The sequence below is a fragment of the Paraburkholderia sp. genome, assembly GCF_050742655.1.
Classification (GTDB): Bacteria; Pseudomonadota; Gammaproteobacteria; order Burkholderiales; family Burkholderiaceae; genus Paraburkholderia.
Genome location: NZ_JBOIGG010000010.1, coordinates 155,802 through 181,896, shown reverse-complemented (window position 1 = coordinate 181,896; position 26,095 = coordinate 155,802). Strand labels below are relative to the sequence as shown.

24 protein-coding genes are annotated in these 26,095 nt (G+C 65.2%); 11 read left to right on the top strand and 13 right to left on the bottom strand.

All coding sequences use genetic code 11. The annotated features are described in order from the left end of the window. Positions 1-64: 64 nt before the first annotated feature. The 5 genes from ACREXZ_RS16285 to ACREXZ_RS16265 all read right to left on the bottom strand — a co-directional run bounded on the left by ACREXZ_RS16285 (position 65) and on the right by ACREXZ_RS16265 (position 6,105). The gene (locus ACREXZ_RS16285) at positions 65-2,197 is read right to left on the bottom strand and encodes a site-specific recombinase (RefSeq protein ID WP_431765130.1); all 2,133 of its coding nucleotides are present in this window, start codon (positions 2,195-2,197) and stop codon (positions 65-67) included. Between the two features lie 160 nt (positions 2,198-2,357). Next, positions 2,358-3,107, bottom strand: coding sequence for a PqiC family protein (locus ACREXZ_RS16280; protein ID WP_431765129.1), 750 nt, complete (start codon positions 3,105-3,107; stop codon positions 2,358-2,360). Then, positions 3,104-4,723, bottom strand: coding sequence for an intermembrane transport protein PqiB (locus tag ACREXZ_RS16275; protein WP_431765128.1), 1,620 nt, complete (start codon positions 4,721-4,723; stop codon positions 3,104-3,106). The genes ACREXZ_RS16280 and ACREXZ_RS16275 overlap by 4 nt, the downstream gene beginning before the upstream one ends. Beyond that, positions 4,716-5,405: a paraquat-inducible protein A gene (locus tag ACREXZ_RS16270; RefSeq protein WP_431765127.1), complete on the bottom strand. Its 690-nt coding sequence runs from the start codon at positions 5,403-5,405 to the stop codon at positions 4,716-4,718. Before ACREXZ_RS16270 ends, ACREXZ_RS16275 begins: the two co-directional genes overlap by 8 nt. Before the next feature lie 7 nt (positions 5,406-5,412). Further along, positions 5,413-6,105: a paraquat-inducible protein A gene (locus tag ACREXZ_RS16265; RefSeq protein ID WP_431765126.1), complete on the bottom strand. Its 693-nt coding sequence runs from the start codon at positions 6,103-6,105 to the stop codon at positions 5,413-5,415. Between the two features lie 374 nt (positions 6,106-6,479). On the opposite strand from ACREXZ_RS16265, the gene ACREXZ_RS16260 reads away from it, so the two are divergent. The 4 genes from ACREXZ_RS16260 to ACREXZ_RS16245 all read left to right on the top strand — a co-directional run bounded on the left by ACREXZ_RS16260 (position 6,480) and on the right by ACREXZ_RS16245 (position 9,809). Continuing rightward, positions 6,480-7,040 (top strand): cytochrome b, encoded by a 561-nt coding sequence (locus tag ACREXZ_RS16260; RefSeq protein WP_431765125.1) that lies wholly within the window; start codon positions 6,480-6,482, stop codon positions 7,038-7,040. Positions 7,041-7,048: 8 nt separating this feature from the next. After that, a complete protein-coding gene (locus ACREXZ_RS16255; protein WP_431765124.1) occupies positions 7,049-7,612 on the top strand; it encodes a YceI family protein in 564 nt (187 codons plus the stop codon). A gap of 86 nt (positions 7,613-7,698) precedes the next feature. After that, positions 7,699-8,277, top strand: a complete 579-nt coding sequence (locus tag ACREXZ_RS16250; RefSeq protein ID WP_431765123.1) for a YceI family protein — start codon at positions 7,699-7,701, stop codon at positions 8,275-8,277. A gap of 254 nt (positions 8,278-8,531) precedes the next feature. Continuing rightward, a complete protein-coding gene (locus ACREXZ_RS16245) occupies positions 8,532-9,809 on the top strand; it encodes an MFS transporter (RefSeq protein WP_431765122.1) in 1,278 nt (425 codons plus the stop codon). A gap of 109 nt (positions 9,810-9,918) precedes the next feature. Here ACREXZ_RS16245 and secF read toward each other — a convergent pair whose 3' ends face one another. The 5 genes from secF to queA all read right to left on the bottom strand — a co-directional run bounded on the left by secF (position 9,919) and on the right by queA (position 15,910). Then, entirely contained in the window at positions 9,919-10,869 is a 951-nt protein-coding gene (secF, locus tag ACREXZ_RS16240; RefSeq protein WP_431765121.1) for a protein translocase subunit SecF, read from the bottom strand. A 29-nt stretch (positions 10,870-10,898) separates the two neighbouring features. Next, complete coding sequence (gene secD / locus ACREXZ_RS16235; protein WP_431765120.1) at positions 10,899-12,941, bottom strand: protein translocase subunit SecD; 2,043 nt, start codon at positions 12,939-12,941, stop codon at positions 10,899-10,901. A 126-nt stretch (positions 12,942-13,067) separates the two neighbouring features. Continuing rightward, on the bottom strand, positions 13,068-13,394 hold the full coding sequence (yajC, locus tag ACREXZ_RS16230; RefSeq protein ID WP_431765119.1) for a preprotein translocase subunit YajC: 327 nt from the start codon (positions 13,392-13,394) through the stop codon (positions 13,068-13,070). Positions 13,395-13,585: 191 nt separating this feature from the next. Continuing rightward, positions 13,586-14,764 carry a tRNA guanosine(34) transglycosylase Tgt gene (gene tgt / locus ACREXZ_RS16225; protein ID WP_431765118.1) on the bottom strand — a complete coding sequence of 393 codons (1,179 nt, stop codon included), beginning with the start codon at positions 14,762-14,764 and terminating at the stop codon, positions 13,586-13,588. 87 nt (positions 14,765-14,851) lie between these two features. Beyond that, positions 14,852-15,910, bottom strand: coding sequence for a tRNA preQ1(34) S-adenosylmethionine ribosyltransferase-isomerase QueA (gene queA / locus ACREXZ_RS16220; protein ID WP_431765117.1), 1,059 nt, complete (start codon positions 15,908-15,910; stop codon positions 14,852-14,854). A gap of 165 nt (positions 15,911-16,075) precedes the next feature. Here queA and recG point away from each other — a divergent pair, with 165 nt between their 5' ends. The 7 genes from recG to ubiA all read left to right on the top strand — a co-directional run bounded on the left by recG (position 16,076) and on the right by ubiA (position 23,164). Continuing rightward, entirely contained in the window at positions 16,076-18,322 is a 2,247-nt protein-coding gene (recG, locus tag ACREXZ_RS16215; RefSeq protein ID WP_431765116.1) for an ATP-dependent DNA helicase RecG, read from the top strand. 123 nt (positions 18,323-18,445) lie between these two features. Next, positions 18,446-19,405, top strand: coding sequence for a hydrogen peroxide-inducible genes activator (locus ACREXZ_RS16210; protein WP_431765115.1), 960 nt, complete (start codon positions 18,446-18,448; stop codon positions 19,403-19,405). 160 nt (positions 19,406-19,565) lie between these two features. Then, entirely contained in the window at positions 19,566-19,697 is a 132-nt protein-coding gene (locus ACREXZ_RS16205) for a hypothetical protein (RefSeq protein ID WP_431765114.1), read from the top strand. A 70-nt stretch (positions 19,698-19,767) separates the two neighbouring features. Then, positions 19,768-21,225, top strand: a complete 1,458-nt coding sequence (locus tag ACREXZ_RS16200) for a catalase (RefSeq protein ID WP_431765113.1) — start codon at positions 19,768-19,770, stop codon at positions 21,223-21,225. A gap of 65 nt (positions 21,226-21,290) precedes the next feature. Further along, a complete protein-coding gene (locus tag ACREXZ_RS16195) occupies positions 21,291-21,455 on the top strand; it encodes a hypothetical protein (protein WP_431765112.1) in 165 nt (54 codons plus the stop codon). A gap of 150 nt (positions 21,456-21,605) precedes the next feature. Then, positions 21,606-22,097, top strand: a complete 492-nt coding sequence (locus tag ACREXZ_RS16190; protein ID WP_431765111.1) for a Dps family protein — start codon at positions 21,606-21,608, stop codon at positions 22,095-22,097. A 203-nt stretch (positions 22,098-22,300) separates the two neighbouring features. Next, on the top strand, positions 22,301-23,164 hold the full coding sequence (gene ubiA, locus ACREXZ_RS16185; RefSeq protein ID WP_431765110.1) for a 4-hydroxybenzoate octaprenyltransferase: 864 nt from the start codon (positions 22,301-22,303) through the stop codon (positions 23,162-23,164). A gap of 67 nt (positions 23,165-23,231) precedes the next feature. On the opposite strand, the gene proC is transcribed toward ubiA, so the two are convergent. The 3 genes from proC to glcF all read right to left on the bottom strand — a co-directional run bounded on the left by proC (position 23,232) and on the right by glcF (position 26,087). Beyond that, on the bottom strand, positions 23,232-24,047 hold the full coding sequence (gene proC / locus ACREXZ_RS16180; RefSeq protein ID WP_431765109.1) for a pyrroline-5-carboxylate reductase: 816 nt from the start codon (positions 24,045-24,047) through the stop codon (positions 23,232-23,234). 15 nt (positions 24,048-24,062) lie between these two features. Continuing rightward, a complete protein-coding gene (locus ACREXZ_RS16175) occupies positions 24,063-24,761 on the bottom strand; it encodes a YggS family pyridoxal phosphate-dependent enzyme (protein ID WP_431765108.1) in 699 nt (232 codons plus the stop codon). Between the two features lie 99 nt (positions 24,762-24,860). Then, a complete protein-coding gene (glcF, locus tag ACREXZ_RS16170) occupies positions 24,861-26,087 on the bottom strand; it encodes a glycolate oxidase subunit GlcF (protein WP_431765107.1) in 1,227 nt (408 codons plus the stop codon). Between the last annotated feature and the right edge of the window lie 8 nt (positions 26,088-26,095).

Genomic DNA, 26,095 nt, shown 5'->3' with positions numbered 1-26,095 from the left:
GGAGGCGTTGAATAAGGCGCCATTGTACGCGGTCGGGTGTGCGGGCCCGAGGCGCTTCAGCTTGCTAGCCCGCCTCGCGCACCGCTTCCCCCGCTCTCCGCACCGGCCACACCAGATCGAGCGGATGACGCAGCGCCCGTCGCCAGAATGCGCTGCGCAGCGAGCGCATGTCCTTCGGTCGCAGATCGCGCGACCGGGCCGCCATCAGGAACGCGAGCGCGAAGCTCACCGCGACGTTCAGGATCGCCATGCTGAAGGTGCCCGCGAGTGCCCACCACAGTTCCGGCAGATGCAGCGCGTCCTTGCCGAGCACGCCGAGCGCGACGCCGATCGATCCCGAACTCAGCGTCACGTGGCGCACCTCGAAGTGGAACGCGAGCGCACTGACGATCGCCGGCACGACGCCCAGCATCAGCCCAAGCGTGATGTTGCCGACCACGCCCGCGATGTTCGAGCGGCAGAAGGCGGCGAGCCGCGCGGTCCCCGCGGCACCGAGCGTCATCCGCAGACGGCGGTTGTACGCGAGTGCGTCGCCGACCCGATGCAGCACGAACCAGTTGTCGGCCCAGCCGGAGAGCAGGCTCGACGACCACAACAAAACGCCCGTGAGCGCTGCGTAGAACGGCGTCGGGCCGAGCAGCGAGAACGATTGCAGCGTCGCGTGCGCCTTGTCGACGGAGATCAGGTTCGCGCCGAACATCCCGTGCCACAGCAGCTGCGCGGCGAGGCACACCGGAAACACCACCATGACGTTGCCCGCCACCGCCGCCGATTGCGTGCGGATCAGCGCGACCACCGACGAAACGAAGCGGTCCACGCCATCCTGTGTGCCGGTGCCGTCGAGTTCGCGCGCGATCGTCGGCGCGGTCATCGCGGGCTGCTTCGTCGCGAGCGAGAAATGCAGGAAGTGGATCAGCAGAAAGCTCGCCGAGTAATTGATGCCGGCGAGCAGCCCTTCGAGCATCGATTGCAGATGCGCGCCGGTGAGCGCGAACTTCACGCATACCGTGACGACGGTGACGAGTCCTCCGCCCGCGGCCATCCGCAGCATCTTCAGGTATTCGGCGCGGTCGCGGGCGATGTAGTGCTCGCCGGTGTCGGCGCTGTACTCGACCACTTTGCGCGCGAGCAGCGAGAAGTTGCTGCGCAGCAGATGCGACACGCTCTGGCTCGCGTGATTCGCATCGACGAGTTCGGCGACGAGGCGCGCGAGCGCGTGCAGGTCGTCGGAAGCCATCCATGCGTCGAGCAGCAGTTCGGCACGCACGATGCGCATGCGCATCCGCTCCACCTGGAACACGATGTCGACGCTCACGCCGTTGCGGTACAGGTGCGCGAAGACGTCGTCGGTCGCGATCCGGCATTCGTCGAGCAGCACGCGCAGATAGTTGACCTCGTGCAGCAGGCGGTTCGCGCCCGCCCCTTCGGCGTTTTCCTCGATTGCCTGATGCGCGGTCTCGACCGCGAGCATCGCGCGCGTCAGCCGGTAGAACGGCTGCTTGTCGAGCGGGATGCGCGCGTCGGCATCGCCGAGCCGGCTGCGCACGGTCTGCGACAGCCCGGTCGAGCTGATCTGGCAGGTCAGGTTATGCAGCGCGGCAAGCAGGTCGAGCGACAGTGTGCCGGCCGGTTGATGCGGGCGCTCATCAGCTTCATGCCCGGCTTCATAAGCAAACAGATCGCGGATCCGCGCGAGCAGATCCGCGGGCAGCGACGCGATCCATTCGGCGTCGTGCGTCGACGTGAACATCAGCGTGAACAGCGCCGACAGTTCGCGGCGATTCGGCGCAGGCGGAATCAGCGACGACTGCGCGCGCTCGAACAACGCGCCGAAAAAGCCCGAGTGCACCGGCATGCCCGCGTCGCACAGCAGCGAGATGCCGTCGCTGTCGCGCAGTAGCCCGCGCAGGATGCCCGCGACGTTCGCCTTCCATACGGGATTCCGGTCGAGCACGTGCAGCAGGTAGCGAACGCGCGTATGCGCTGGCACTGCGCGCGGCGCGTCGTCGTTTGCATCGGACGGATCGGCCTGCACGTTGCCGCCACGATGGATCCAGTGCGCGAGTTCGATCAGCCATTCGCTGCGCTCCGCGTAGGCCGCATCGGCATCGGCGATCGCGAGCAGCGCATCCAGTTGATGGCCGCCGCTGCGCGACGCGTGCCATTTCTTCAGGAAGGTCGTGAGCGATCGGAACATGGGCAATGGCGTGTCGTGCGAATGAAGTGAAGCGGGCGGCGCGGCACCGCATTGATCGAAGCCGCAGCGCGGCCGTGCGTGTACTGGGTGAGCAGGACAGCGAAATCGCGTCGCGTGAGGTGACACGCGACGCGGTGCGAGGCGGCTTCGCCTCGCGCGATCAGTGACCTGTGGAAGCGTCCGCCATGCCGCCCGTGACCGATGCGGGACAAGGCACCGTCGCGGCGCGTACCGACGCCGCAGCCGCGGAAGAAGCACCCTTCGCTGGCTTGACAGTACGTGGCTGCGGTGCGGCGGCGAGCGCGCCGATGCCCGCCGCGATCTGTGCCGAGATGTCCTGCACCGCACGGCGATGGCCGTCGACGAGCGCGTCGTAGCCGCCCGCTACGGGTTCGCTGATCACGCTGCGGCACGTCAGCACCGCCTGCGTGCGCACCGCGCGCACGCTCCACACCGCATCGATCAGCGCGTGCGAGCCAGGCCACGACTCGAAGCGCTGCACGTTCACGCTGACGCGATACACCGGCACGCCGTCCGGATAGGGCGTGCCGAATACGTCGATGGTGTTGAGCCGCTGCGTCAGATCGACCGACAGCGCACGACGGATCTCGTCGCCCGGCAGCGACGCCCAGCGCGTCTGTTCGAGCACGTCGACCTGGTTAGGCCCGGTCTGCACGACGAACGAGGTTTTCGCGACCTGCGACGGCACGTCGACCGGCGGCACTTCGATCAGCAGCGGCGCACGCGCGGCGCTGACCGTGGGTGTCGCCGCAGCATCCGAGCCCAGCGTATAGAAACGGCTCGGCGGCGACGAGCACGCGGCGAGCACGACGAGTCCGGCACAGGCGGTGAGTCCGCACAGTGCGCGCAGCGGATCAGCAGGCCGGCGGAAGAGCCAGGTTCGCATCATGGTTTATCTCCTGGTTTGCCGCGCAGCAGCGATTCGGGATGGCGCTCCAGATAATCCGACAGCGCATTCAGCGATTGCAGCGTGCGGGTCAGTTCCTGCAGCGCCTGGTGAACGTCGGACTGCAGAGGCGAATCCTGCTGCAGCGTCGCTTCGGCCGAATTGAAGGTCTGTTTCGCGGCCGACAGCGTGTCGCGCGCCTGCGGCACGACCTCGGTGTTGAGTCGCGAGAACAGGTTGTCCGCGTTCTTCAACGCGCTGTTCAGGTTCGTGCCGATCTGGTCGAACGGTACCTTGTCGAGCTTCTTCGCGATGTCCGCGACCTGCAGCTGCAGTTCGTCGAGCGTGTTCGGGATCGTCGGCAGCACGATCGGGTCACGACTCGTATCGACGGTAGCGGGCGGCACCTTCGGGAACAGATCGACCGCGACGTACAGCTGGCTCGTCAGCAGGTTGCCGGTGCGCAGCTGGCCACGCAGACCATGTGCGACGAGACGCTGGATCAGATCGCGCCCTTCCGGCGTGCCGGGCGCCGGCACCGCCGCACCGCGGCCGCGCCGCATCAGCCGCTGCGGATAGATGTTCATCGTCACCGGCATCGTGAAGTTGTGCGCCTTCGGATCGTATTCGACACCGATATCCGTCACCTGTCCGAGCACGATGCCGCGGAAGTCGACCTGTGCGCCCACCGACAGCCCGCGCAGCGACTGGTTGAAGTTCATCACGACGCGGACCGGCTGGCCGTCGGGCTCGCGCATCGCATCGGTTTCGTCGGCGCCGAGGCGGAACGTCATGTTGTCCGGTGCCTGTGCGCCGGCCGGCTGGCCAGGCGGCGACTGGAACGCAAGACCGCCGGTGATCACCGTCGCAAGCGACTGGGTGTTCAGCGTGAAGCCGCTCGAATCGAGCCGCAGATCGACGCCGCTCGCGTGCCACCAGCGCGAATTCGTGCCGACGTACTGGTCGTACGGCGCGCTGACGAACACCTGCATCGTGACCCCGGTGCCGTCCTTGTCGAGCGAGAAACCGACCACCTGGCCGACCTGCACGCGCCGGTAGTAGACCGGAGAGCCGATGTCGATCGAGCCGAGCGACTCGCCGCGCAGCGTGAAGCGGTGGCCGCGCTGGTCGCCGGTGACGGGCGGCGGCGTCTCCAGCCCGACGAAATCGTCTTCCCCGTCCTGCGAGCGGCCCGCGTCGACGCCGATGTACGCGCCCGACAGCAGCGTGTTCAGCCCGGACACGCCGCTCGTGCCGACCCGCGGACGCACCACCCAGAAGCGCGTGTCCTTGACGGCGAAGTCCTCGGCTTCCTTCGTGAGCTGGACTTCGACCTGCACGTGCGTATGGTCCTTCGTCAGCTTGATGGTCTTCACCGCACCGATGTCGACGTCCTTGTACTTGACCTTGGTCTTGCCGGGCTCGAGGCCCTCGGCGCTGACGAACGAGATCGTGATCGTCGGACCGCTGTTGAGTATCGACTTGACGACGAGCCCGATGCCGATCAGCGCGGCGATCAGCGGAATGACCCAGACGAGCGACGGCAGCCAGGCCCGCCGCGGCTCGATTTCGGGCTCGGGCAGGTCGGGTGGAACGATAGGGCCTTGCGGGCTAGTCATGGTGGGGGTCCTGAACTGTGTTTCCGTTTGGGTGCGGCAGGTTCGGCGTGGGTTCGGCTGGCGGCGGGTGGCGCACGTTGTCCCAGATCAGCCGTGGATCGAACTGCATCGACGCGAGCATCGTCAGGATCACGACGGAACCGAACGCGAGCGCGCCGGGTCCGGCGGTGATCACCGCGAGCGACTTGAAGCGCACGAGCGCGACGGTCAGCGTGATCACGAACACGTCGAGCATCGACCAGCGGCCGATCCGCTCGACGATCCGGTACAGCGTCGTGCGTTCGTGCGGCCGCCACGCGGAGCGGCGCTGCGTCGTCACGGTGAGCAGCACGAGCGTCGACAGCTTCATCATCGGCACCAGAATGCTCGCGACGAACACGACGACCGCGAGCGGCCAGTCGCCTGACGTCCAGAAGTAGACGACGCCGCTCATGATCGTGTCGTCCTCGGCGCCGACCAGCGACGACGTGTGCATGACGGGCAGCAGATTCGCCGGAATATACAGCAGCGCGGCGGCGATCAGCAGCGCCCACGTGCGCATCAGGCTGTCCGGGTTACGCCGGTGCAGCGCCGCGCCGCAGCGCGGGCAGTGCTGCGGGGCGGTCGAGCGCTCGCGCTGCGATACGCGTCCGCAGGCATGGCAGGCGACGAGGCCGGCGCGCGACGCGGTGACATATCTCATCGGCGGTTCACCGTTCGTTTGCCGCGGCGGGCGCAGCGGGTGAGGCGGGCGGAGTGGGGGCTACCGGCCGAGGGGCAGGACCCTTGCCGCGGGCGCGCAGGTCGTCGGCGAGATCCCACAGCGTGCGTGGATCGAACGTCACGACGACCGCGAACATCAGCGTCAGCGCACCGAACGCAAACAGCGCTGCTTCGGGAATCACGCGCGCGAGGCTCACCATCTTCACGATCGTGACCAGCACGCCGAGCATGAACACCTCGATCATTCCCCACGGCCGCACGAACTGGATCGCGCGCAGCACGTGATTGAAGCCCGGCGGCACGTGACCCCGGCGCAGCGGCACGAGCACGTACAGCAGCGCGACGAGTTCGGTGAGCGGGAACAGCGTGGTCGCGCAGAACACGATCACCGCGACGACCTGCATGCCTTCTTCCCACAACGCGACGAGCGCGCCGGCGAGGCTCGTCTGCGACGTGATGCCGCTGGTTTCGAGTTCGACGATCGGGAAGCCCTGGGCGATTAGAAAGGTAATCAGCGCGGCGACCGTCAGCGCGCAGATGCTGTCGAGCCGGCCCGACACACCCCGGTAAAGCGCGGCGCCGCAGCGCGGACAGCGTGCGGTAGCACGGCCGGATAGACGCGGTTTGCGAAACAGTGCGTCGCATTCGTGGCACGCGATCAGATTGTGGTCATGTTCCATGCGGGCGAAAAGGCAAACGGCGTGAACGGGAAATGGCGGCGCCGGGGGGCCGTCCTGGGAGTGACGCAATAGTACCAAACGCGCCTGGGGCGGGGCTTTTCAGCCGATGACGGGGTTTTACGGCGGGGCGGTGGGAACGCTTGGGAACGTTTCCGTGCCAGCCGACCGATATCCGACAGTTCCATGCAGTCATTGTTCCTCGTGCGCTGCAGCATCGGAATCTGCGCTGCGGCGGCCGGGGTGCGACACGCCGTTTTTTACGGCTTAAGGTAGCATGGCGGCCGTAGTGCACCCTGTGTGTGTGGCCGATGCGAAGCGCATCGGGAATAGCGGGCCCCGCTGCTCCGTTAACTTTTTTTCAAGCACCGACCCTCATGGCACAGACCCCCTCATTCGCTACCCGCGAGTCTTACACGCGGACGGCGATCGCGCTGCACTGGCTGATTGCACTGCTGATCGTCTGCGGCTTCGGACTCGGCTGGGTGATGACCGACATTCCGGGCTTTACCCCCACGAAGCTGCGCTATTTCTCCTGGCACAAGTGGATCGGCGTGACCGTCTTCGCGCTCGCCGTGCTGCGCATCCTGTGGCGCGCGACCCATACGGCGCCCGCGCTGCCGCGCCAGATGCCCGCATGGCAGCGCAGCGCGGCGAACCTCACGCATCTGCTGCTGTACGTGCTGATGATCGCGATTCCGGTGTCGGGCTATCTGTACAGCTCGGCGGCCAACGTGCCGGTCGTCTATCTCGGCCTGATTCCTCTGCCGCGGCTGATCGCGCCCGATCCCACGCTGAAGGTCGTGCTGAAGACCATCCACATCACGCTGAACTACGGTCTGCTGGCACTCGTCGCGGCGCACGTCGCGGGGGCGCTCAAGCATCATTGGCTGGACCGCGACGGGTTGCTGTCGCGGATGATCCCTTTCCTCAAATAAGGATGACCATGAAGGTCTCGTTTTATCGCTACATGCTGGCGGCATTCGCTGCCGCGTCGCTGACCGCTGCCGGCAGCGCTTTTGCGCAGGTCGACGTCGCGAAGAGCACGGTCACCGCGATCTCGAAGCAGATGAACGTGCCGGTGGAAGGCAAGTTCAACAAGTTCACCGCGCAGGTCTCGTTCGATCCGGCGAAGCCCGCGGCGGGCAGCGCGCAGTTCACGGTCGACATCGGCAGCTACGACCTTGGTGACCCGGCCTACAACGATCAGGTGCGCGGCAAGGAATGGTTCGACGCGAAGACTTATCCGGGCGCGACGTTCGTGTCGAGCGCGATCGCGCCGGCTGGCGGCAACAAGTTCACGGTGACCGGCAAGCTCACGATCAAGGGTAAGTCGCAGACCGTGTCCGTGCCGGTGACGGTCACCCAGCAGGGCGCGACGCAGACCTTCGATGGTTCGGTACCGATCAAGCGTTCGCAGTTCGACATCGGCACTGGCGAATGGAAGGACACGTCGGTCGTCGCCGATGAAGTGGAGATCAAGTTTCATATCGTTGCTGCACACAAGTAAGCGCAACGAAGCAAGGTAAAGGAGTAGCAACCTGTCCGTATGCACGGCGCGTTTGTGCGGTGCGCTTTTATAACAAGGAGCATGACTTGAACAAGACCCTCTTGATCGCTGTCGGCGCGCTCGCGTCGTCCCTGTCGTTCGGTGCATTCGCCGCCGACACCTATCAGCTCGACCCGCAGCACACGTATCCGAGCTTCGAAGCCGATCACTTCGACGGACTGTCGATATGGCGCGGCAAGTTCACGAAGAGCTCGGGCACCGTGACGCTCGACCGCGCGGCGAAGACCGGTACGGTCGACGTCACCGTCGATCCCGCTTCGATCCAGACCGGCAACGCGAAGCTCGACACGGAAGTGACGGGCGAGAAGTTCCTCGACACCGCGAAGTTCCCGACCGCGACCTACAAGGGCACGCAGATCAAGTTCGACGGCGACAAGCCGGTCGAAGTGGTGGGTTCGCTCACGCTGCACGGCGTGACGAAGCCGCTCAACTTGAAGATCGATTCGTTCAAGTGCGTCATGCACCCGATGCTCAAGCGCGAAGTGTGCGGTGTCGAAGCGGAAGGCTCGTTCAACCGCGACGATTTCGGCGTCGGCTTCGGCAAGACGTACGGCTTCAAGATGGAAACGAAGCTGCATATCCAGGCTGAAGGCATCAAGCAGTAACCTGGCAACAAGCCGCGCGGCCGCAGTACTGCCGTCATGACAACCGCTTCGCCCGCCTCACGGCGGCGAAGCGGTTTTTTTCATGGCTGCATCGTATCGATTGCATGGCATCGCACGGTAAGCCCCACTCGCGTGGTTTTAATTTTTCAGGTACATAGAGCGCAGACACCGGACCGGGTATGCGCGCACCCTGGCCGGTCTGCGGAACGGCTACGACCGTCCGCCCACACCAGGCGCGCGCGACGGAGATCTGCATGAGTACAACGACGGCAGCAGGTGCGGCGGTACCCCGCCAGAGTGCGTGGCGCACGGTCGCGGCCGCATCGGTCGGCAACGCGCTCGAATGGTTCGACCTCGTGGTGTATGGCTTCTTCGCGGTCATCATCTCGAAGCTGTTCTTTCCGGCCGGCAACGACGCGGTCTCGCTGCTCCTGACGCTCGGCACGTTCGGTGTGTCGTTCTTCATGCGGCCGCTCGGCGCGATCGTGCTCGGTGCGTACGCCGACCGCGCGGGCCGCAAGGCGGCGCTCACGCTGTCGATCCTGCTGATGATGATCGGCACGCTGATCATCGCGATCCTGCCCACCTACGCGACGATCGGCGTCGCGGCGCCCGTGATCCTCGTTACCGCGCGGCTGATCCAGGGCTTCTCGGCGGGCGGCGAGTTCGGCAGCGCGACCGCGTTTCTTGCCGAACACGTGCCCGCGCGGCGCGGCTTCTTCGCGAGCTGGCAGGTGGCGAGCCAGGGGCTCACCACGTTGCTTGCGGCCGGCTTCGGCGCAGTGCTGACCGGTGGACTGTCGCCTGCGCAAATGGCCGCGTGGGGCTGGCGCGTGCCGTTCTTCTTCGGGCTGCTGATCGGACCGGTCGCGTGGTACATCCGCACGAAGCTCGACGAAACGCCGGAATTCCTCGCGGCCGAAACCACCGACACGCCGTTGCGCGACACGTTCGCAAACCAGAAGCTGCGGCTCGCGATCGCGGTTGGCATCGTCGTGCTCGGCACCGTGTCGACTTATCTCGTGCTGTTCATGCCGACCTTCGGTGTCAAGCAGCTGGGCCTCGCGCCGTCGTTGACGTTCGGTGCGATCGCGCTGACCGGCCTGATCCAGCTGGTGTTTGCGCCGTTCGTCGGGCATCTGTCGGATCGGCTGGGCCGCACGTCGATCATGCTGGTGCCGGCGGTATTGCTGCTGGTGCTGATCTACCCGCTGTTCGCGTACCTTGTCGCGAACCCAACGCTCGGCACGTTGATCGTCGTGCAGATCGTGCTCGGCTTTCTGATGACCGGTTACTTTGCGGCACTGCCTGGCCTGCTGTCGGAGATCTTCCCGGTGCAGACGCGCACGACCGGCATGTCGCTCGCCTATAACATCGCGGTGACGATCTTCGGCGGCTTCGGGCCGTTCATCATCGCGTGGCTGATCGACGCGTCTGGCACGAAGGTCGCGCCGAGCTTCTATATGATCTTCGCCGCGCTGGTGAGTCTGATCGCGCTGGCTGGCGCGCGGCTCAAGCTGGGATATCGCTGAACGGTTGCCGCTTTTCTGTTCACGCAGGGGCGTGGGCGGTAAACGAAAAAGGCCGGTTCGCGAGAACCGGCCTTTGTGCTTCGAGACTTCGTACGAACCGTCGTAGCGCTTACACCTGTGCGCCCGCGTTCGGATCGTTCGGGTCGTGACGTTCCTTCTTGTCCTTCAGCAGGTCTTTACGTTTGACGCCGAGCCACATCGCGATCGCCGCAGCGACGAACACCGACGAGTAGATCCCGAACAGGATACCGACGGTCAGCGCGAGCGCGAAGTAGTGCAGCGTCGGGCCGCCGAACAGGAACATCGACAGCACCATCATCTGCGTACAGCCGTGCGTGATGATCGTGCGTGACATCGTGCTGGTGATCGCGTGGTTGATCACCTCCATCACCGTCAGCTTGCGTTCGCGGCGGAAGGTCTCGCGAATCCGGTCGAAGATAACGACCGATTCGTTCACCGAGTAGCCGAGCACCGCGAGCACCGCGGCGAGCACCGATAGCGAGAACTCCCACTGGAAGAACGCGAAGAAGCCAAGAATGATCACCACGTCGTGCAGGTTGGCGATCACGCCGGCCACGGCGTACTTCCATTCGAAGCGGAACGACAGATACAGCACGATGCCGACGACCACGCACGCGAGCGCGAGCAGGCCGTCGGTAGCGAGTTCCTTGCCCACCTGCGGGCCGACGAACTCGACGCGCTGCAGTTGCACCTGCGTATCGGCGGCCTTCAGCGCGCCCATCACCTGATCGCTCTGCTGCGCAGACGTGAGGCCCTGCTTGATCGGCAGCCGGATCAGTACGTCGCGCGACGTGCCGAAGTTCTGCACCTGCGCGTCGGCATAACCGAGCTTGTCGAGCGTCGCACGCACCGGCTCGAGCACGGCGGCCTGCGGATACTGCACCTCGATCACGGTACCGCCGGTGAATTCCACCGACAGATGCAGCCCGCGATGCAGCAGGAAAAATACGGCGGCGATGAACGTCAGCAGCGAGATCGCGTTGAAGATCAACGCGCGCTGCATGAACGGGATGTCTTTGCGGATGCGGAAAAATTCCATGGTGTGCGTCTCCGGGACTCAGCGGGGGCTCAACGAGACGAGCCCGGTTTGCGCGGCGCACTGCCCGCATCGCGGCGGCGAACCACCGGCTTGCCAGGACGTGCCGGCGTTTTCGCACGGGCGGCGGCCTGGTTGGCGGCCTGATTGATCGCCCTGGCGGTATCGGTGTCCGCGTCGCTGTTCTCGAGGTACGCGGCGGCACCGTCGACGCCGACCTCGGCCGGGCGCCACACCTGGCCGATCGCGAGCGACTTCAGCTTCTTCTTGCCGCCGTACCAGGCGTTCACGAGGCCGCGCGAGAAGAACACCGCGGAGAACATCGACGTCAGGATGCCGATACAGTGGACAACCGCGAAGCCGCGTACCGGGCCCGAACCGAAGGCGAGCAGCGCGAGACCGGCGATCAGCGTCGTCACGTTCGAGTCGAGAATCGTCGCCCATGCATGCGCGTAGCCGTTCTGGATTGCGAGCTGCGGCGGCGCGCCGTTGCGCAGTTCTTCACGCACGCGCTCGTTGATCAGCACGTTCGCGTCGATCGCCATACCGAGCGCCAGTGCGATTGCCGCGATACCCGGCAGCGTCAGCGTGGCCTGCAGCATCGACAGGATCGCGATCAGCAGTAGCAGGTTGACCGACAGCCCGATCATCGAGATCACGCCGAACAGCATGTAGTACGCGATCATGAAGACGGCGATCGCAACAAAGCCCCACACGACCGAATGGAAACCCTTGCGGATGTTGTCGGCACCGAGGCTCGGGCCGATCGTGCGTTCCTCGATGATGTCCATCGGAGCGGCGAGCGAGCCGGCGCGCAGCAGCAGCGCGAGATCGGCCGCGGCCTGCGGGGTCGGCTGGCCGGTGATCTGGAAGCGGTCGCCGAGTTCGGACTGGATCGTCGCGACGGTCAGTACTTCACCCTTGCCTCGTTCGAACAGCACCATCGCCATCGGCTTGCCGATGTTGTCGCGCGACACGCTCGCCACGGCACGGCCTCCCCGGGAATCGAGGCGGATGTTGACCGACGGACGCTGGTGTTCGTCGAAGCCGGCGGACGCGTCGATGATGCGATCGCCGGTGAAGATCACCTGCTTGCGCAGCAGCACCGGCGCCTGGTTGCCCTGCGTGAAGAGTTCGTCGCCCGGCGGCACCGGGTCGGTCGGATTCGGATGCAAGCCGTTCGGGTCGGCGAGGCGTGCTTCGAGCGTCGCCGTGCGGCCGATGATGTCCTTCGCCTTCGCGGTGTCCTGTACGCCGGGCAGCTCGACGACGATGCGGTCCGAGCCTTGCTGCTGGATCACCGGCTCGGCGACGCCCAGTTCGTTCACGCGGTTATGCAGCGTCGTGATGTTCTGCTTGAGCGCGGCGTCCTGAACGGTCCTCTGCTCGGCCGGCGTGAAGGTGCCGACCACCTGGAAACCGCCTGTCGGTGCCGGCTGCGTGGCCCACTGCAGTTCGGTCACGCCGGTGACGAGCTGCTTGCGCGCGGTCTCGGCGACGTCCTGATCGGCGAAGTTCACGACGACCGACTGGTCGACGCGGTTCACGCCGCCGTCGCGGATGTTCTTGTCGCGCAGCAGCGTGCGCGCGTCGGAGGAGTCGGAATCGAGCTTCTTGTTCAGCGCGCCGGCCATGTCGACCTGCAGCAGGAAGTGCACGCCGCCACGCAGATCGAGACCGAGATACATCGGCAGCGCGTGCAGCACGGTCAGCCAGTGCGGCGACGCGCTTTGCAGGTTCAGCGCGACGATATATTGCGGGTCGTTGGGATCGCTGTTCAGCGATTTCTGCAGCAGGTCTTTCGAGCGCAGCTGCGTGTCGGTGTCGCCGACGCGCACGCGGATGTTCGCGTTGATCGCCGCGTTGTCGAACGTGATTTCGTCAGGCTTGATCTGGCTGGTGGCGAGCGCCGCTTCGATCTGCGCGAGCGTGCCTGAATCGAGCTTGACCGTCGCCTTGCCGCTTGACACCTGCACTGCAGGTGCTTCGCCGAAGAAGTTGGGCAATGTGTACACGAGGCCGATGACGAGCGCCACCAGCATCACGACATATTTCCAGAGGGGGTAACGGTTCATGAGGGTAGTCCAACGGGACGGTTGGCTGGAGAGCGCGGCGTCCGGCGGGGAGCGCGGCGGCGAAGCACCGTTGACGACGGTTGGGCTTCACGCACCGCGACAGGCCGGACGCGGGGAGAGCCGGCCTTACAGCGACTTGATCGTGCCCTTCGGGAGAATCGTCGTGACCGATCCCTTTTGCACGGTGATTTCGGTGCCTTCGGAGATTTCGACGCCGACGTATGCATCGCCGACCTTCGTTACCTTGCCGACGATGCCGCCGTTCGTGACCACTTCATCGCCCTTCGCCATCGCGGAAAGCATGTTGCGATGTTCCTTCTGACGCTTCATTTGCGGGCGGATCATGATGAAGTACAGCACCGCGAACATCAGGATCAGCGGCAGGAAGCTCATCAGGCTCGATTCGGCGCCACCTGCGCTGCCTTGCCCGAAGGCATTGGAAATGAACGACACGTTGGTCTCTCCGTTATAACGATCAAAAAAACAGCCGGTCATTCTACCACCGGCACTTCACGCGACGGCGTGCCTGAATCGGCTTTCCGATCAAGCCGTTACCCGATGCAATGTGGATGGGTGCGGTCGGGTGCCGTTGCGAAAGGATATTGTAATGTGTCGCGGCGCGATGACGTGGAGGGCCAGTCGAACTAGTCGACACCCTTCGCGCGATTCTCGTGGAACGTCGCGCGGAATGCTTCGAACGTGTGGGTTTCGATGGCCGCGCGGATCTCGCCCATCAGTTCCAGGTAGTAGTGCAGATTGTGGATCGTGTTCAGCTGCGCGCCGAGAATTTCGCCGACCCGATGCAGATGGTGCAGATAACCGCGCGTGAAGTTGCGGCACGTGTAGCACCCGCACTGCTCGTCGAGCGGGCGCAGCGAATTGCGGTGCGTCGCGTTGCGGATCTTGACGTCGCCGAAGCGCGTGAAGAGCCAGCCGTTGCGCGCATTGCGCGTCGGCATCACGCAGTCGAACATGTCGACGCCTGCCGCGACGCCGGCCACGAGATCTTCCGGCGTGCCGACGCCCATCAGGTAGTGCGGCTTGTGCGCGGGCAGCTTCGGACCGATGTGGTTCAGCACGCGCATCATGTCTTCCTTCGGCTCGCCGACCGACAGTCCGCCGATCGCGAGACCGTGGAAGTCCATCGCCGCGAGGCCGGCGAGCGACTCGTCGCGCAGGTCTTCGAACATGCCGCCCTGCACGATGCCGAACAGCGCGTTCGGATTGCCGAGCCCGCGGAATTCGTCGATCGAACGCTGTGCCCAGCGCATCGACATGCGCATCGAGTCGGCGGCATCCTGGTGCGACGTCGGCACGCCGTCGGTCGCGTACGGCGTGCATTCGTCGAACTGCATCACGATGTCCGAGTCGAGCACCTTCTGGATCTGCATCGACACTTCGGGCGACAGGAACAGCTTGTCGCCGTTGATCGGCGACGCGAACGTGACGCCTTCCTCGGTGATCTTGCGCAGGTCGCCGAGCGAGAACACCTGGAAGCCGCCGGAATCGGTGAGGATCGGCCGCTTCCAGCCCATGAAGCCGTGCAGGCCACCGTGTGCGGCGATCGTGTCGAGGCCGGGCCGCAGCCACAGATGGAACGTGTTGCCGAGGATGATCTGCGCGTGGATTTCCTCGAGCTCGCGCGGCTGGATCGCCTTGACCGTGCCGTAGGTGCCGACCGGCATGAAGATCGGCGTTTCGACGACGCCGTGATTCAGCGTGAGCCGGCCGCGCCGCGCGGCGCCGTCGGTGGTGAGCAGTTCGAAGGCGAGGCCGTCGATGGGCGGCGTATCGGTGCGATCGTGGGTGTGACCGTCGGTCATCAAAAACTCCTGTGCCACCGAAATACAGTTCGGCGCATGTGTTGGACGCTGTCGCGATGAGCGCGGCGGCGGGTGGGGCGGAAACTTTTAACGGCCTGCTTCTTCGTGCCGTGTCAGCAGCATCGCGTCGCCATAACTGAAAAACCGATAACGCTCGTCGATCGCATGACGATACGCGGCACGGATCGTCTCGACGCCAGCGAACGCGGACACGAGCATCAGCAACGTCGATTTCGGCAAATGGAAATTCGTCACCAACCGGTCGACCACGCGAAACCGGTAGCCCGGCGTGATGAAGATATCGGTTTCCGCGCTCGTCGCCGCGAGCGGTCGGCCCGCGGCCTCGGCGTCGCGCGCGGCGGCTTCGAGCGCACGCATCGACGTCGTGCCGACCGCGATCACGCGGTTGCCGCGTGCCCGCACGGCCTCGATCTTATCGACGAGCGTTTGCGGCAGCGCGTACCACTCGCTGTGCATCCGATGCTCGGCAATGTTCTCGACCCGCACCGGCTGGAACGTGCCGGCACCGACGTGCAGCGTGAGCGTCGCGCGCTCGACGCCGTGAGCGTCGAGTGTCGCGAGCAGCGCGTCGTCGAAATGCAGCCCCGCGGTCGGCGCGGCGACCGCGCCGGGATTCTGCGCGTAGACAGTTTGATAGCGTGTTTCGTCGATGGCGTCGGGGTCGTGCTCGATGTACGGTGGCAACGGCAGGCGACCGAACTCCTCGATCAACGTCAGGCAATCGGCGGGGAAGTGCAGTGTGTAGAACGGCTCGACGCGCTCGCCGACGGTGACGTCGAACGCATCGGCGAGACGCAGCGTCGTGCCGGTCGCCGGGCTCTTGCTCGCGCGGATCTGCGCGAGCACGGTGCGGTCGCCAGTCAGCCGTTCCACCAGCACTTCGATGCGGCCGCCGCTGGCCTTCTGGCCGAGGAAGCGTGCCTTCAGCACTTTGGTATCGTTGAAGACCAGCAGATCGCCGGGCGCGATGCAACCAGGCAGATCCGCAAAGCGACGGTCGGTGAAGCGGGCCGGCGTCGTTGCGTTATCCACCTCGAGCAGGCGGCTCGCGCTGCGCTCGGGCAGCGCGGTTTGCGCGATCAGCTCGGGAGGCAGCGCGAAATCGAAATCGGAAAGCGTGAACATGCGAACGGACTGGATACGGAACGAAAGACGGGAGAACGGATCGGGCCGCCGCTGCGCGGCGAGCGGCTATGATTGCGGGACGCCGCCGTAGCGGCGCTCGCACCGGTTTGCGCCGGCAGCACGATGAATCCGTTGAAAGCCGATATTGTACTTGCGAAGCGACTCATGCCCTTGTCCGACCGCCGACCGACCGCCGAACCCGACGAAGCCAGCGCCGATGCGCCGCGCCGCGCCGCGCGAGGCAGGAAAGCCGTAGAGCCGGTCGATCCGCCTGGCGCGGATGCAGGCAGCAGCGCCGATGCACCTGCCGCGAAGAAGGCTGCGAAGCAAACCGCAAAGCAGCCCGCCCCCACCAAAACCGCCGACCGCCTGGCGAAGCTCGGTCTCACCCGCGACATCGATCTCGTGCTGCATTTGCCGATGCGCTACGAAGACGAGACCACGCTCACACCGATCGGTGAACTGCTGCCCGGCGGCGTCGCGCAGACCGAAGGCGTCGTGTTCGACAATGAGATCGCGTACCGGCCGCGCCGGCAGTTGCTCGTCAAGCTGCGTGACGATGCCGGCGACGAACTCGTGCTGCGTTTTCTGAATTTCTACGGCTCGCAGGTGCGGCAGATGGCCATCGGTACGCGTCTGCGTGTGCGCGGCGATGTGCGCGGCGGCTTCTTCGGGATGGAGATGGTGCATCCGGCCGTGCGACCCGTCGAAGAAGACGCGCCGCTGCCGCAGGCATTGACGCCGGTCTATCCGACGACGGCCGGCGTGAGCCAGGCGTACCTGCGCAAGGCGATCGACAACGCGCTCTCGCGCGCCGCTCTGCCCGAACTGTTGCCGGAGCCGATTGCGCGCGCGTATCTCGATCCGCTCGGTGTGCCGCCGCTGATTCAGGCGGTGCGCACGCTGCATCATCCGGCCGCGGATGCGGACGAAACCGCGCTGATCGACGGCACGCACCCGGCGTGGGTGCGGATCAAGTTCGAGGAACTGCTCGCGCAGCAGATGTCGCTGAAGCGCGCACACGAAGCGCGTCGCACGCGCGCGGCGCCCGCGATGCCGCAGCTCGCCGCGGACGATTCCGGCACGCTGTTCGCGCGGCTTTCCGCGGCGTTGCCGTTCGGGCTGACGGGGGCGCAGCAGCGCGTCGTCGGGGAGATCGGCACCGATCTGGCGCAGCCGCATCCGATGCAGCGGCTGCTGCAGGGTGACGTCGGCAGTGGCAAGACGGTGGTGGCCGCGCTCGCAGCCGCGCAGGCGATCGACGCCGGCTACCAGGCCGCGTTGATGGCACCGACCGAAATCCTCGCCGAGCAGCACGCGCGCAAACTGCGCGGTTGGCTCGAACCGCTCGGCGTGCAGGTCGCGTGGCTCGCGGGCAGTCTGAAGACGAAGGAAAAGCGCGCCGCGCTCGAAGCGGCCGCGCTCGGCACCGCGCAGCTGGTCATCGGCACGCACGCGATCATCCAGGACGCGGTGGAATTCGCGCGCCTCGGCCTCGTGATCGTCGACGAGCAGCATCGTTTTGGCGTCCAGCAGCGTCTTGCGCTGCGTGCGAAAGCTCAGAACGCCGCGGATGGCGCACACGACTTCCAGCCGCATCAACTGATGATGTCGGCGACGCCGATTCCCCGCACGCTCGCAATGACCTATTACGCCGATCTCGACGTCTCGACGATCGACGAACTGCCGCCCGGCCGCACGCCCGTGCTGACGAAACTCGTTGCCGACGCGCGCCGCGAAGAGGTGATCGGCCGCGTGCGCGAAGCGGCGCTGACGGGGCGTCAGGTGTACTGGGTCTGCCCGCTGATCGAAGAAAGCGAGACGCTGCAACTGCAGACTGCGGTGGAAACCTGGGAGACGCTGGTCGCGGCGCTGCCCGAACTCCGCGTGGGACTCGTGCACGGGCGGCTCGCGCCGGCCGAAAAAGCCGCGGTGATGGACGCGTTCACGCGCAACGAGGTCCAGCTACTGGTCGCGACGACGGTGATCGAAGTCGGCGTGGATGTGCCCAACGCGTCGCTGATGGTGATCGAGCACGCGGAGCGTTTCGGCCTCGCGCAGTTGCATCAGCTGCGCGGCCGGGTGGGGCGCGGCAGTGCCGCGTCGGTCTGCGTGCTGGTCTATACCGGCCCGCTGTCGCAGACGGCACGTGCGCGTCTGCAGACGATGCGCGAAACCACGGACGGCTTCGAGATCGCGCGCCGCGATCTCGAAATTCGCGGTCCGGGGGAGTTTCTGGGCGCGCGGCAATCCGGGGCGGCCATGCTCCGGTTCGCTGATCTCGAACAGGACGGCTGGCTGATCGAACCGGCTCGCGAGGCCGCCGCGCGACTGCTCGAAGGCTGGCCGGACGCCGTGACCCAGCATCTGGCGCGCTGGCTGGGCGCGCGCGAGCAGTATCTGAAGGCTTAAGCCGAAGGCCTGGCTATGGCCCCGGCGCCGCCTGGGGCGCGGCTCTCCGGTTGAAGGTTGGCGAATTGGCCCCATAGGTGTATAACAGAAACCTATCGAATCCAACATACTGATTGGTCCCCAATGACGCTCACCGAATTGAAATACATCGTCGCGGTTGCCCGCGAACGGCACTTTGGCCGTGCGGCCGAGGCGTGTTTCGTCAGCCAGCCGACGCTGTCCGTGGCGATCAAGAAGCTCGAGGACGAGTTGAACGTGCAGATCTTCGAGCGCGGCACGAGCGAAGTCAGCGTGACGCCCATCGGTGAGCAGATCGTTACCCAGGCGCAGCGCGTGCTCGAACAGACGCTCGCCATCAAGGAAATCGCCAAGCAGGGCAAGGATCCGCTCGTCGGGCCGCTGCGGCTTGGCGTGATCTATACGATCGGGCCGTACCTGCTGCCGACGCTCGTCAAGCAGATGATCCGGCGCGTCCCGCAGATGCCGCTGATGCTGCAGGAAAACTACACGCTGAAGCTGATCGAACTGCTGAAGCAGGGCGAAATCGATGTCGCGATCATGGCGTTGCCGTTCCCTGAAACCGGTTTGATGCTGCGTCCGCTGTACGACGAACCGTTCGTCGTCGCGCTGCCGTCCGGCCACGCATGGGAAAAGCGTCCGAAGATCGCCGCGGACGATCTGAAGCAGGAAACGATGCTGCTGCTCGGCAGTGGGCACTGCTTCCGCGACCACGTGCTGGGCGTGTGCCCGGAGCTGATGCGTTTTTCGCAGAACGCGGACGGCATCCAGAAGACGTTCGAGGGGTCGTCGCTGGAGACGATCCGCCATATGGTCGCGAGCGGCGTCGGCATTACGGTGCTGCCGCGGATGTCGGTGCACGAGGTGAAACCGCACGCGGGCGGCGTCGATTCGGGACTGCTTTCGTATGTGCCGTTCGGCGAACCGGTGCCGGATCGCCGCGTCGTGCTCGCGTGGCGCAAGAGCTTCACACGGATGCCCGCGATCGACGCGGTCAGCGACGCGATCGCCTCCTGCGATCTGTCGGGCGTCAACAAGCTGGACATGTCGGTTGCAGTGAACTGAACACGGACCGCCGCTTTGCATGCGGCGTGTCCGGTCTCCAGAAGCGCCCGCTGCAGCACCTATTGAATAGATAAAATTAATCAAATATAGAAATTCAATAGTATTGTTATAGTGACCTCCATGGATCGCCCGATCCAACGCACTTACGGAGGAACTCACGATGCAGCCGCAATCGCAACAGTCCCAGTCCAGTCTTCCGCAAACCCAGTCGGTCAGCGCCTTTGCCGCCACGATGCGCGGCGCCCGTACGGTGGCGTTCGCACTGCTGGTCGACCGTGCACTGTCCGCCTGAGCGCGAACCGCACCTTCCGCTTTTCTTTCCAGCCCCCGATTCCGATATCCCCGATACACAGGAGTTCAGCATGTCCGAACGCAAGCTCACCACAGCCGCTGGCGCACCCGTCGCCGACAATCAGAATTCGTTGACCGCGGGCGTACGCGGCCCGGTTGCGCTGCAGGACGTCTGGCTGATCGAGAAGCTCGCGCATTTCGATCGCGAGGTCATTCCCGAGCGCCGTGTACATGCGAAGGGTTCGGGCGCGTTCGGCACGCTGAAGGTGACGCACGACATCTCGCGTTTTTCGAAGGCGAAGGTGTTCGCCGAAGTCGGCAAGGACACGTCGCTGTTCATGCGTTTTTCGACGGTGGCCGGCGAGCGCGGCGCGGCCGATGCGGAGCGCGACGTGCGCGGTTTCTCGATCAAGTTCTACACGGAAGAAGGCAACTGGGACGTGGTGGGCAACAACACGCCGGTGTTCTTCATCCGCGATCCGCTGAAGTTTCCGGACTTCATCCATACGCAGAAGCGCGATCCGTACACGAACATGCGCAGCAACATCGCGGCGTGGGACTTCTGGTCGCGGCATCCGGAGTCGCTGCATCAGGTGACGATCCTGATGAGCGATCGCGGTATTCCGAAGAACTATCGGCAGATGCATGGCTTCGGTTCGCACACGTACTCGTTCATCAACGCAAACAACGAGCGGTTCTGGGTGAAGTTCCACTTCAAGTCGCTGAACGGCGTCGAGAACTATAGCGATGCCGAAGCGGCGGAGGTGGTGGCCGGCGACCGTGAAAGCGCGCAACGCGATCTGGTCACCAGCATCGATGAAGGTCGCTTCCCGAAGTGGGCTTTCCGGATTCAGGTGATGCCCGAGCCCGATGCAGCGAAGGTGCCGTACAACCCGTTCGACATCACGAAGGTGTGGCCGCATGGCGACTACCCGCTGATCGACGTCGGCACGATCGAGCTGAACCGCAACGCGCAGAACTATTTCGCGGACGTCGAGCAGGCTGCGTTCACGCCGGCGAACGTGGTGCCGGGCATCGGTTTCTCGCCGGACCGTCTGCTGCAGGGCCGCCTGTTCTCGTACGGAGACACGCAGCGCTACCGGCTCGGCGTGAACCATCACCAGATTCCAGTGAACGCGTCGCGTTGCCCGTTCCAGCACTCGTTCCATCGCGACGGCGCGATGCGCGCGGACGGCAACCTCGGCGGCACGGCGAACTACGAGCCGAACCGCTTCGGCGATTTCGCACAGGATCGCAACGCGATCGAACCGCCGCTCGCGGCCGGCACGGTCGACCACTACGACCATCGCGAAGACGACGACTACTACAGCCAGCCGGCTGCGCTGTTCCGGATCTTCGACGCCGCGCATCGCCAGCGTCTGTTCGCGAACGTCGCGCGGTCGATCAACGGTGTGCCGGATGAAATCGTCGCGCGGCAGGTCGAGCATTTCCGCCGGATCGATCCGGCTTATGCCGAAGGTGTCGTCGCGGCACTCGTGAAGCTCGACGAAGCGGTTGCAGCGGAGTAAGTCAGAACGGCGGTGGGGCGCGGTTAGCTCCACCGGTTTCGAAGACGAATCGAAGGAGAACGATCATGATCCAGATGATGATGGCAACCATTGGTGGCAACGCATTTGCGCAGCACGCGTACCGCCTGCGAGGCGCCGCATTCGTGCGGAAATTGACCGGGCTCGCGGTCGTCGGCAGCGGCTTCGCGGTGATCTTCGCGCACGGTCTGCAGCACCTGTTCGGCGCGTGACGCAACGCCGCCGAACGACCGCGGCACAGGGCCGCAACGCATAGAAACGCTGGCTTTCTACGCTACACTGTCGGGCGTTCGAGCGTCCGGTTGCCCTTGCGGCAACCCGGCGCCGCTGACAGGTTCGCATCACTCTTCAAAGGAGTCGTCATGGCCAAAAAAGGAACCTCTGTACCGCACGTCAACATCGGCATCAGCGACAAGGACCGCAAGAAAATCGCTGAAGGTCTGTCGCGTTTGCTGGCGGATACGTACACGCTGTATCTGAAGACGCACAATTTTCACTGGAACGTCACGGGTCCGATGTTCAACACGTTGCACCTGATGTTCGAGACGCAGTACACCGAACTCTCGATGGCCGTCGACGCGATCGCCGAACGTATCCGTGCTCTGGGCGTGGCCGCGCCGGGCAGCTACAAGGAATTCGCGAAGCTGTCGTCGATCCCCGAAGCGGACGGCGTGCCGGCTGCGGAAGAGATGATCCGCCAACTGGTCGAAGGTCAGGAAGCGGTCGTGCGCACGGCGCGCGAAATCTTCCCGGCGACCGAATCGGCCCACGACGAGCCGACCGCCGATCTGTTGACGCAGCGCATGCAGACGCACGAAAAGACCGCGTGGATGTTGCGCTCGATGCTGGCGTGAGATTGTCCGCAGGTTGCGCCATGTGGCGCTGACCCGTATCGGTAAGGCTTGCAAAAGGTTTGCAGAAACAGCCCGACAGGTTTTGCCTGCCGGGCTGTTTTCTTTTCTGCGGACCGACACGAAGGTGACCTTGCATGCCACGTAGCGGATGGCCTGACGCCGCACTGCTCTAGAATATCGGCATCGTATCGATCCGTACCGCCATGTTCGCCCGACTCCCGCTTTATCTGCGCCTTGTCCGCATGGACAAGCCGATCGGCAGCCTGCTGCTGCTATGGCCGACGCTCAACGCGCTGTGGATCGCGTCAGGGGGAAAGCCGTCGCTGCAACTGCTCGTGATCTTCGTGGTCGGCACGCTGCTGATGCGTTCGGCGGGCTGCGCGATCAACGACTACGCGGACCGCGACTTCGACCGCTACGTGAAGCGCACCGCCGACCGTCCGCTGACCTCGGGCAAGATCGCCGCGTGGGAAGCGATCGCACTTGCCACCGGGCTGGCGCTGCTCGCATTCCTGCTGATCCTGCCGCTCAATACGCTAACGAAGGAACTGTCGGTCGTGGCGCTGTTCGTCGCTGGCTCGTATCCGTTCATGAAGCGCTTCTTCGCGATTCCGCAGGCGTATCTCGGGATCGCATTCGGCTTTGGCATTCCGATGGCGTTCGCCGCGATCCAGGGTCACGTGCCGATGCTGGCGTGGGCAATGCTGATCGCGAACGTGTTCTGGTCGGTGGCCTACGACACCGAGTACGCGATGGTCGATCGCGACGACGACATCAAGATCGGCATCCGTACGTCGGCGCTGACGTTCGGCCGCTTCGACGTGCTGGCCGTGATGCTCTGCTATGCAGGGACGCTCGGTATCTATGCGGTCATCGCCGTGAAGCTCGGTTTCGGTGTGCTGTTCTGGCTTGGCTGGGCGGCGGCCTTGGCGTGCGCGATTTACCACTACAGGCTGATTCGCGACCGCGACCGCATGCAGTGCTTCGCTGCATTCCGGCACAACAACTGGCTGGGTGGTGCGCTGTTCGCGGGGATTGCCGCGCATTACGCGGTGGCTGCGCTCTGAACCAGGTGCACACGAGGTAAGACGCATACGCCGGCACACGATGCCGGCGCATCAGTGCAGCATCCGCTCACTGCTTACCGAATTCGTCGCCCATTTCCTTCGCGCGTGCATCCGCGGCCAGCGCGCCGCGCACGATGGCGTCCTTCACGCCCTTCGCGTCGAACGCAGCGAGCGCCGCGGCCGTGGTGCCGCCCTTCGACGTCACGCGCTCGCGCAGCACCGCGAGCGATTCCGTCGATTGCGCCGCGAGCTGGGCCGCCCCTGCGAACGTCGACACGGCGAGCGCGCGACTCTGTTCGTCGTCCATACCCAACTGACGAGCGGCCTCCTGCAACGCTTCGATGAAATAGAACACATAGGCGGGACCGCTACCCGAGATCGCGGTCACCGCGTCGATCTTCGCTTCGTCGTCGAACCAGACCGTATCGCCCACCGCGCCCAGCACCTGCGACGCGAGTTCGCGGCCTGCCTCGTCGACACCCGATGTCGCGACGAGCCCGGTCACACCCATGCCGATCAGCGCGGGCGTGTTCGGCATCGTGCGCACGATGCGTGCATGACCGTTTAGCCAGCGCGACAGGTCCGCCGAACGGATACCGGCGACGATCGTGATTACCAGTTGCGTCGCACCGATAAACGGCGCGAGTGCTTCGGCGACGTTCCGGACGACCTGCGGTTTCACCGCGAGCACGATTGCATCGTATGACGCGAGGCTCGCGTCGGCCAACGCGCCGGTGCGGACGCCGAACTGCTGCGCGACGCGCGCCCGTGCGTCCTCATTGGGATCGATGGCGTACAGATCGGCCGGCGCGGTGCCGCGCTTGACGAGACCGCCGATGAGCGCGGCGGCCATGTTGCCGCCGCCGATGAAGGCAATTTTCATGATGATGGTGAGTGTCTAGTGAGAGTAATCGCGTGCGCCGAAAATCGCGGTGCCGACGCGGACCATCGTCGAGCCTTCGAGCACGGCGGCTTCGAGGTCGCCTGACATGCCCATCGACAGCGTATCGAGCTCCAGCCCCTGCGCGCGCAGGCTGTCGAACAGATCGCGCAGCGCGCGATGCGGCACACGCTGTTCGTCGACGCCGCCCGCCGGTTCCGGAATGGCCATCAGGCCGCGTAGCCGCAAGCGCGGCAGCGCGACGATTTCCTGAGCGACGGCCAGCGCCTCCGCGGGCACGACGCCGCTCTTCGATGCTTCGCCGCTGACGTTCACCTGCAGGCACACGTTGAGCGGCGGCAGATCGTCCGGCCGCTGTTCGGAGAGCCGCTGCGCGATCTTCAGACGGTCGACCGAATGTACCCAGTCGAACCGCTCCGCGACGGGCCGCGTCTTGTTCGACTGCAGCGGCCCGATGAAATGCCATTCGAGCGACGCACGCAGATCGGCCAGCGCATCGAGCTTGGTCTGCGCTTCCTGCACGTAGTTTTCGCCGAACGCGCGCTGACCAGCCGCATGGGCGGCGCGCACGTCCTCGGCGGGGAAGGTTTTCGATACCGCGAGCAGCGTCACCGTGCGTGGGTCGCGGCCGGCCACCTGCGCGGCGAGCGCGATGCGCTGTTGTACGGCGGAGAGGTTGTGAACGAGATCGGGCATGGAGAGGGAGCGCGGCAGGACGATGAGCCGATTATACGGACACCCGCGTGCGCAGCCGACCTGGCCGATCGGCCAGGTGGCGGCGGCGAAGCAGCTCCGTTACGCTGACAACATGTGCTCGACGAGTTCGACCCAGTGCGCGACCGGCATCGACGTGCCGCTTTGCAGATGAGCGATGCAGCCGACGTTCGCCGAGACGATCATCTGCGGTTCGAGCGCGTTCAGCTTCTCGAGCTTCTGGTTGCGCAGTGTGTACGACAGCGCGGGCTGCGTGAGCGAGTAGGTGCCGGCGGAGCCACAGCACAGATGGCTGTCGGCGGGCAGGCGCACGTCGATGCCGAGCGCGGTCAGCAAATGCTCGACCTTGCCGCGTATCTGCTGGCCGTGCTGCAGCGTGCACGGCGGATGGAACGCGACCGTATGCACCGCGCGGCGTCGCGTGAGCGCGGTCAGCGGCTCTTCGAAGTCGGGCAGGATTTCGGAGATGTCGCGGGTCAGTTCGACGATGCGCCGCGCCTTGTCCGCGTACGCCGGGTCGTCGCGCAGCAGGTGCGCGTATTCCATCACGGTCACGCCGCAGCCCGACGCGTTCATCACGATCGCTTCCACGCCTTGCTCGATGTGCGGCCACCAGGCGTCGATGTTCGCGCGGATGTCGTCGAGCGCTTCGTCGTGATAGCCGAGATGCAGGCGGATCGCGCCGCAGCAGCCCGCTTCCGGCGCGATGACGGTCTGCACGCCGAGCGCGTCGAGCACGCGGGCTGTCGCGATGTTGACGTTCGGCATCATCGAAGGCTGCACGCAGCCGGCGAGCATCAGCATCTTGCGCGGATGGGTCGCGGTGGGCCATTCGAGCGCGCGTTGCCGCGCGGGCACCTTGTCGCGCAGCTTCTTCGGCAGCAGCCGGCGCACGTGCTGGCCGAGCCGCATCGCGGGCGTGAACAGCGCGCTGTTCGGTACGAAGCTCGCCAGCATGCGGCGCATCAAGCGCTGGCCGACCGGCCGCCGGATCTTCTCTTCGGTGATCTTGCGACCGATCTCGACGAGCCGTCCGTACTGCACGCCGGACGGGCACGTCGTCTCGCAACTGCGGCACGTGAGGCAGCGGTCGAGGTGAGTCTGCGTGCTGCGCGTGACGGGCGCGCCTTCCACCATCTGCTTGATCAGGTAGATGCGGCCGCGCGGACCGTCGAGTTCGTCGCCGAGCAGCTGATACGTCGGGCAGGTCGCCGTGCAGAAGCCGCAGTGCACGCATTTGCGCAGAATCGCGTCGGCCTCGTCGCCTTCCGGTGTATTGCGGATGAAGTCCGCGAGGTTCGTCTGCATCGCGTCCC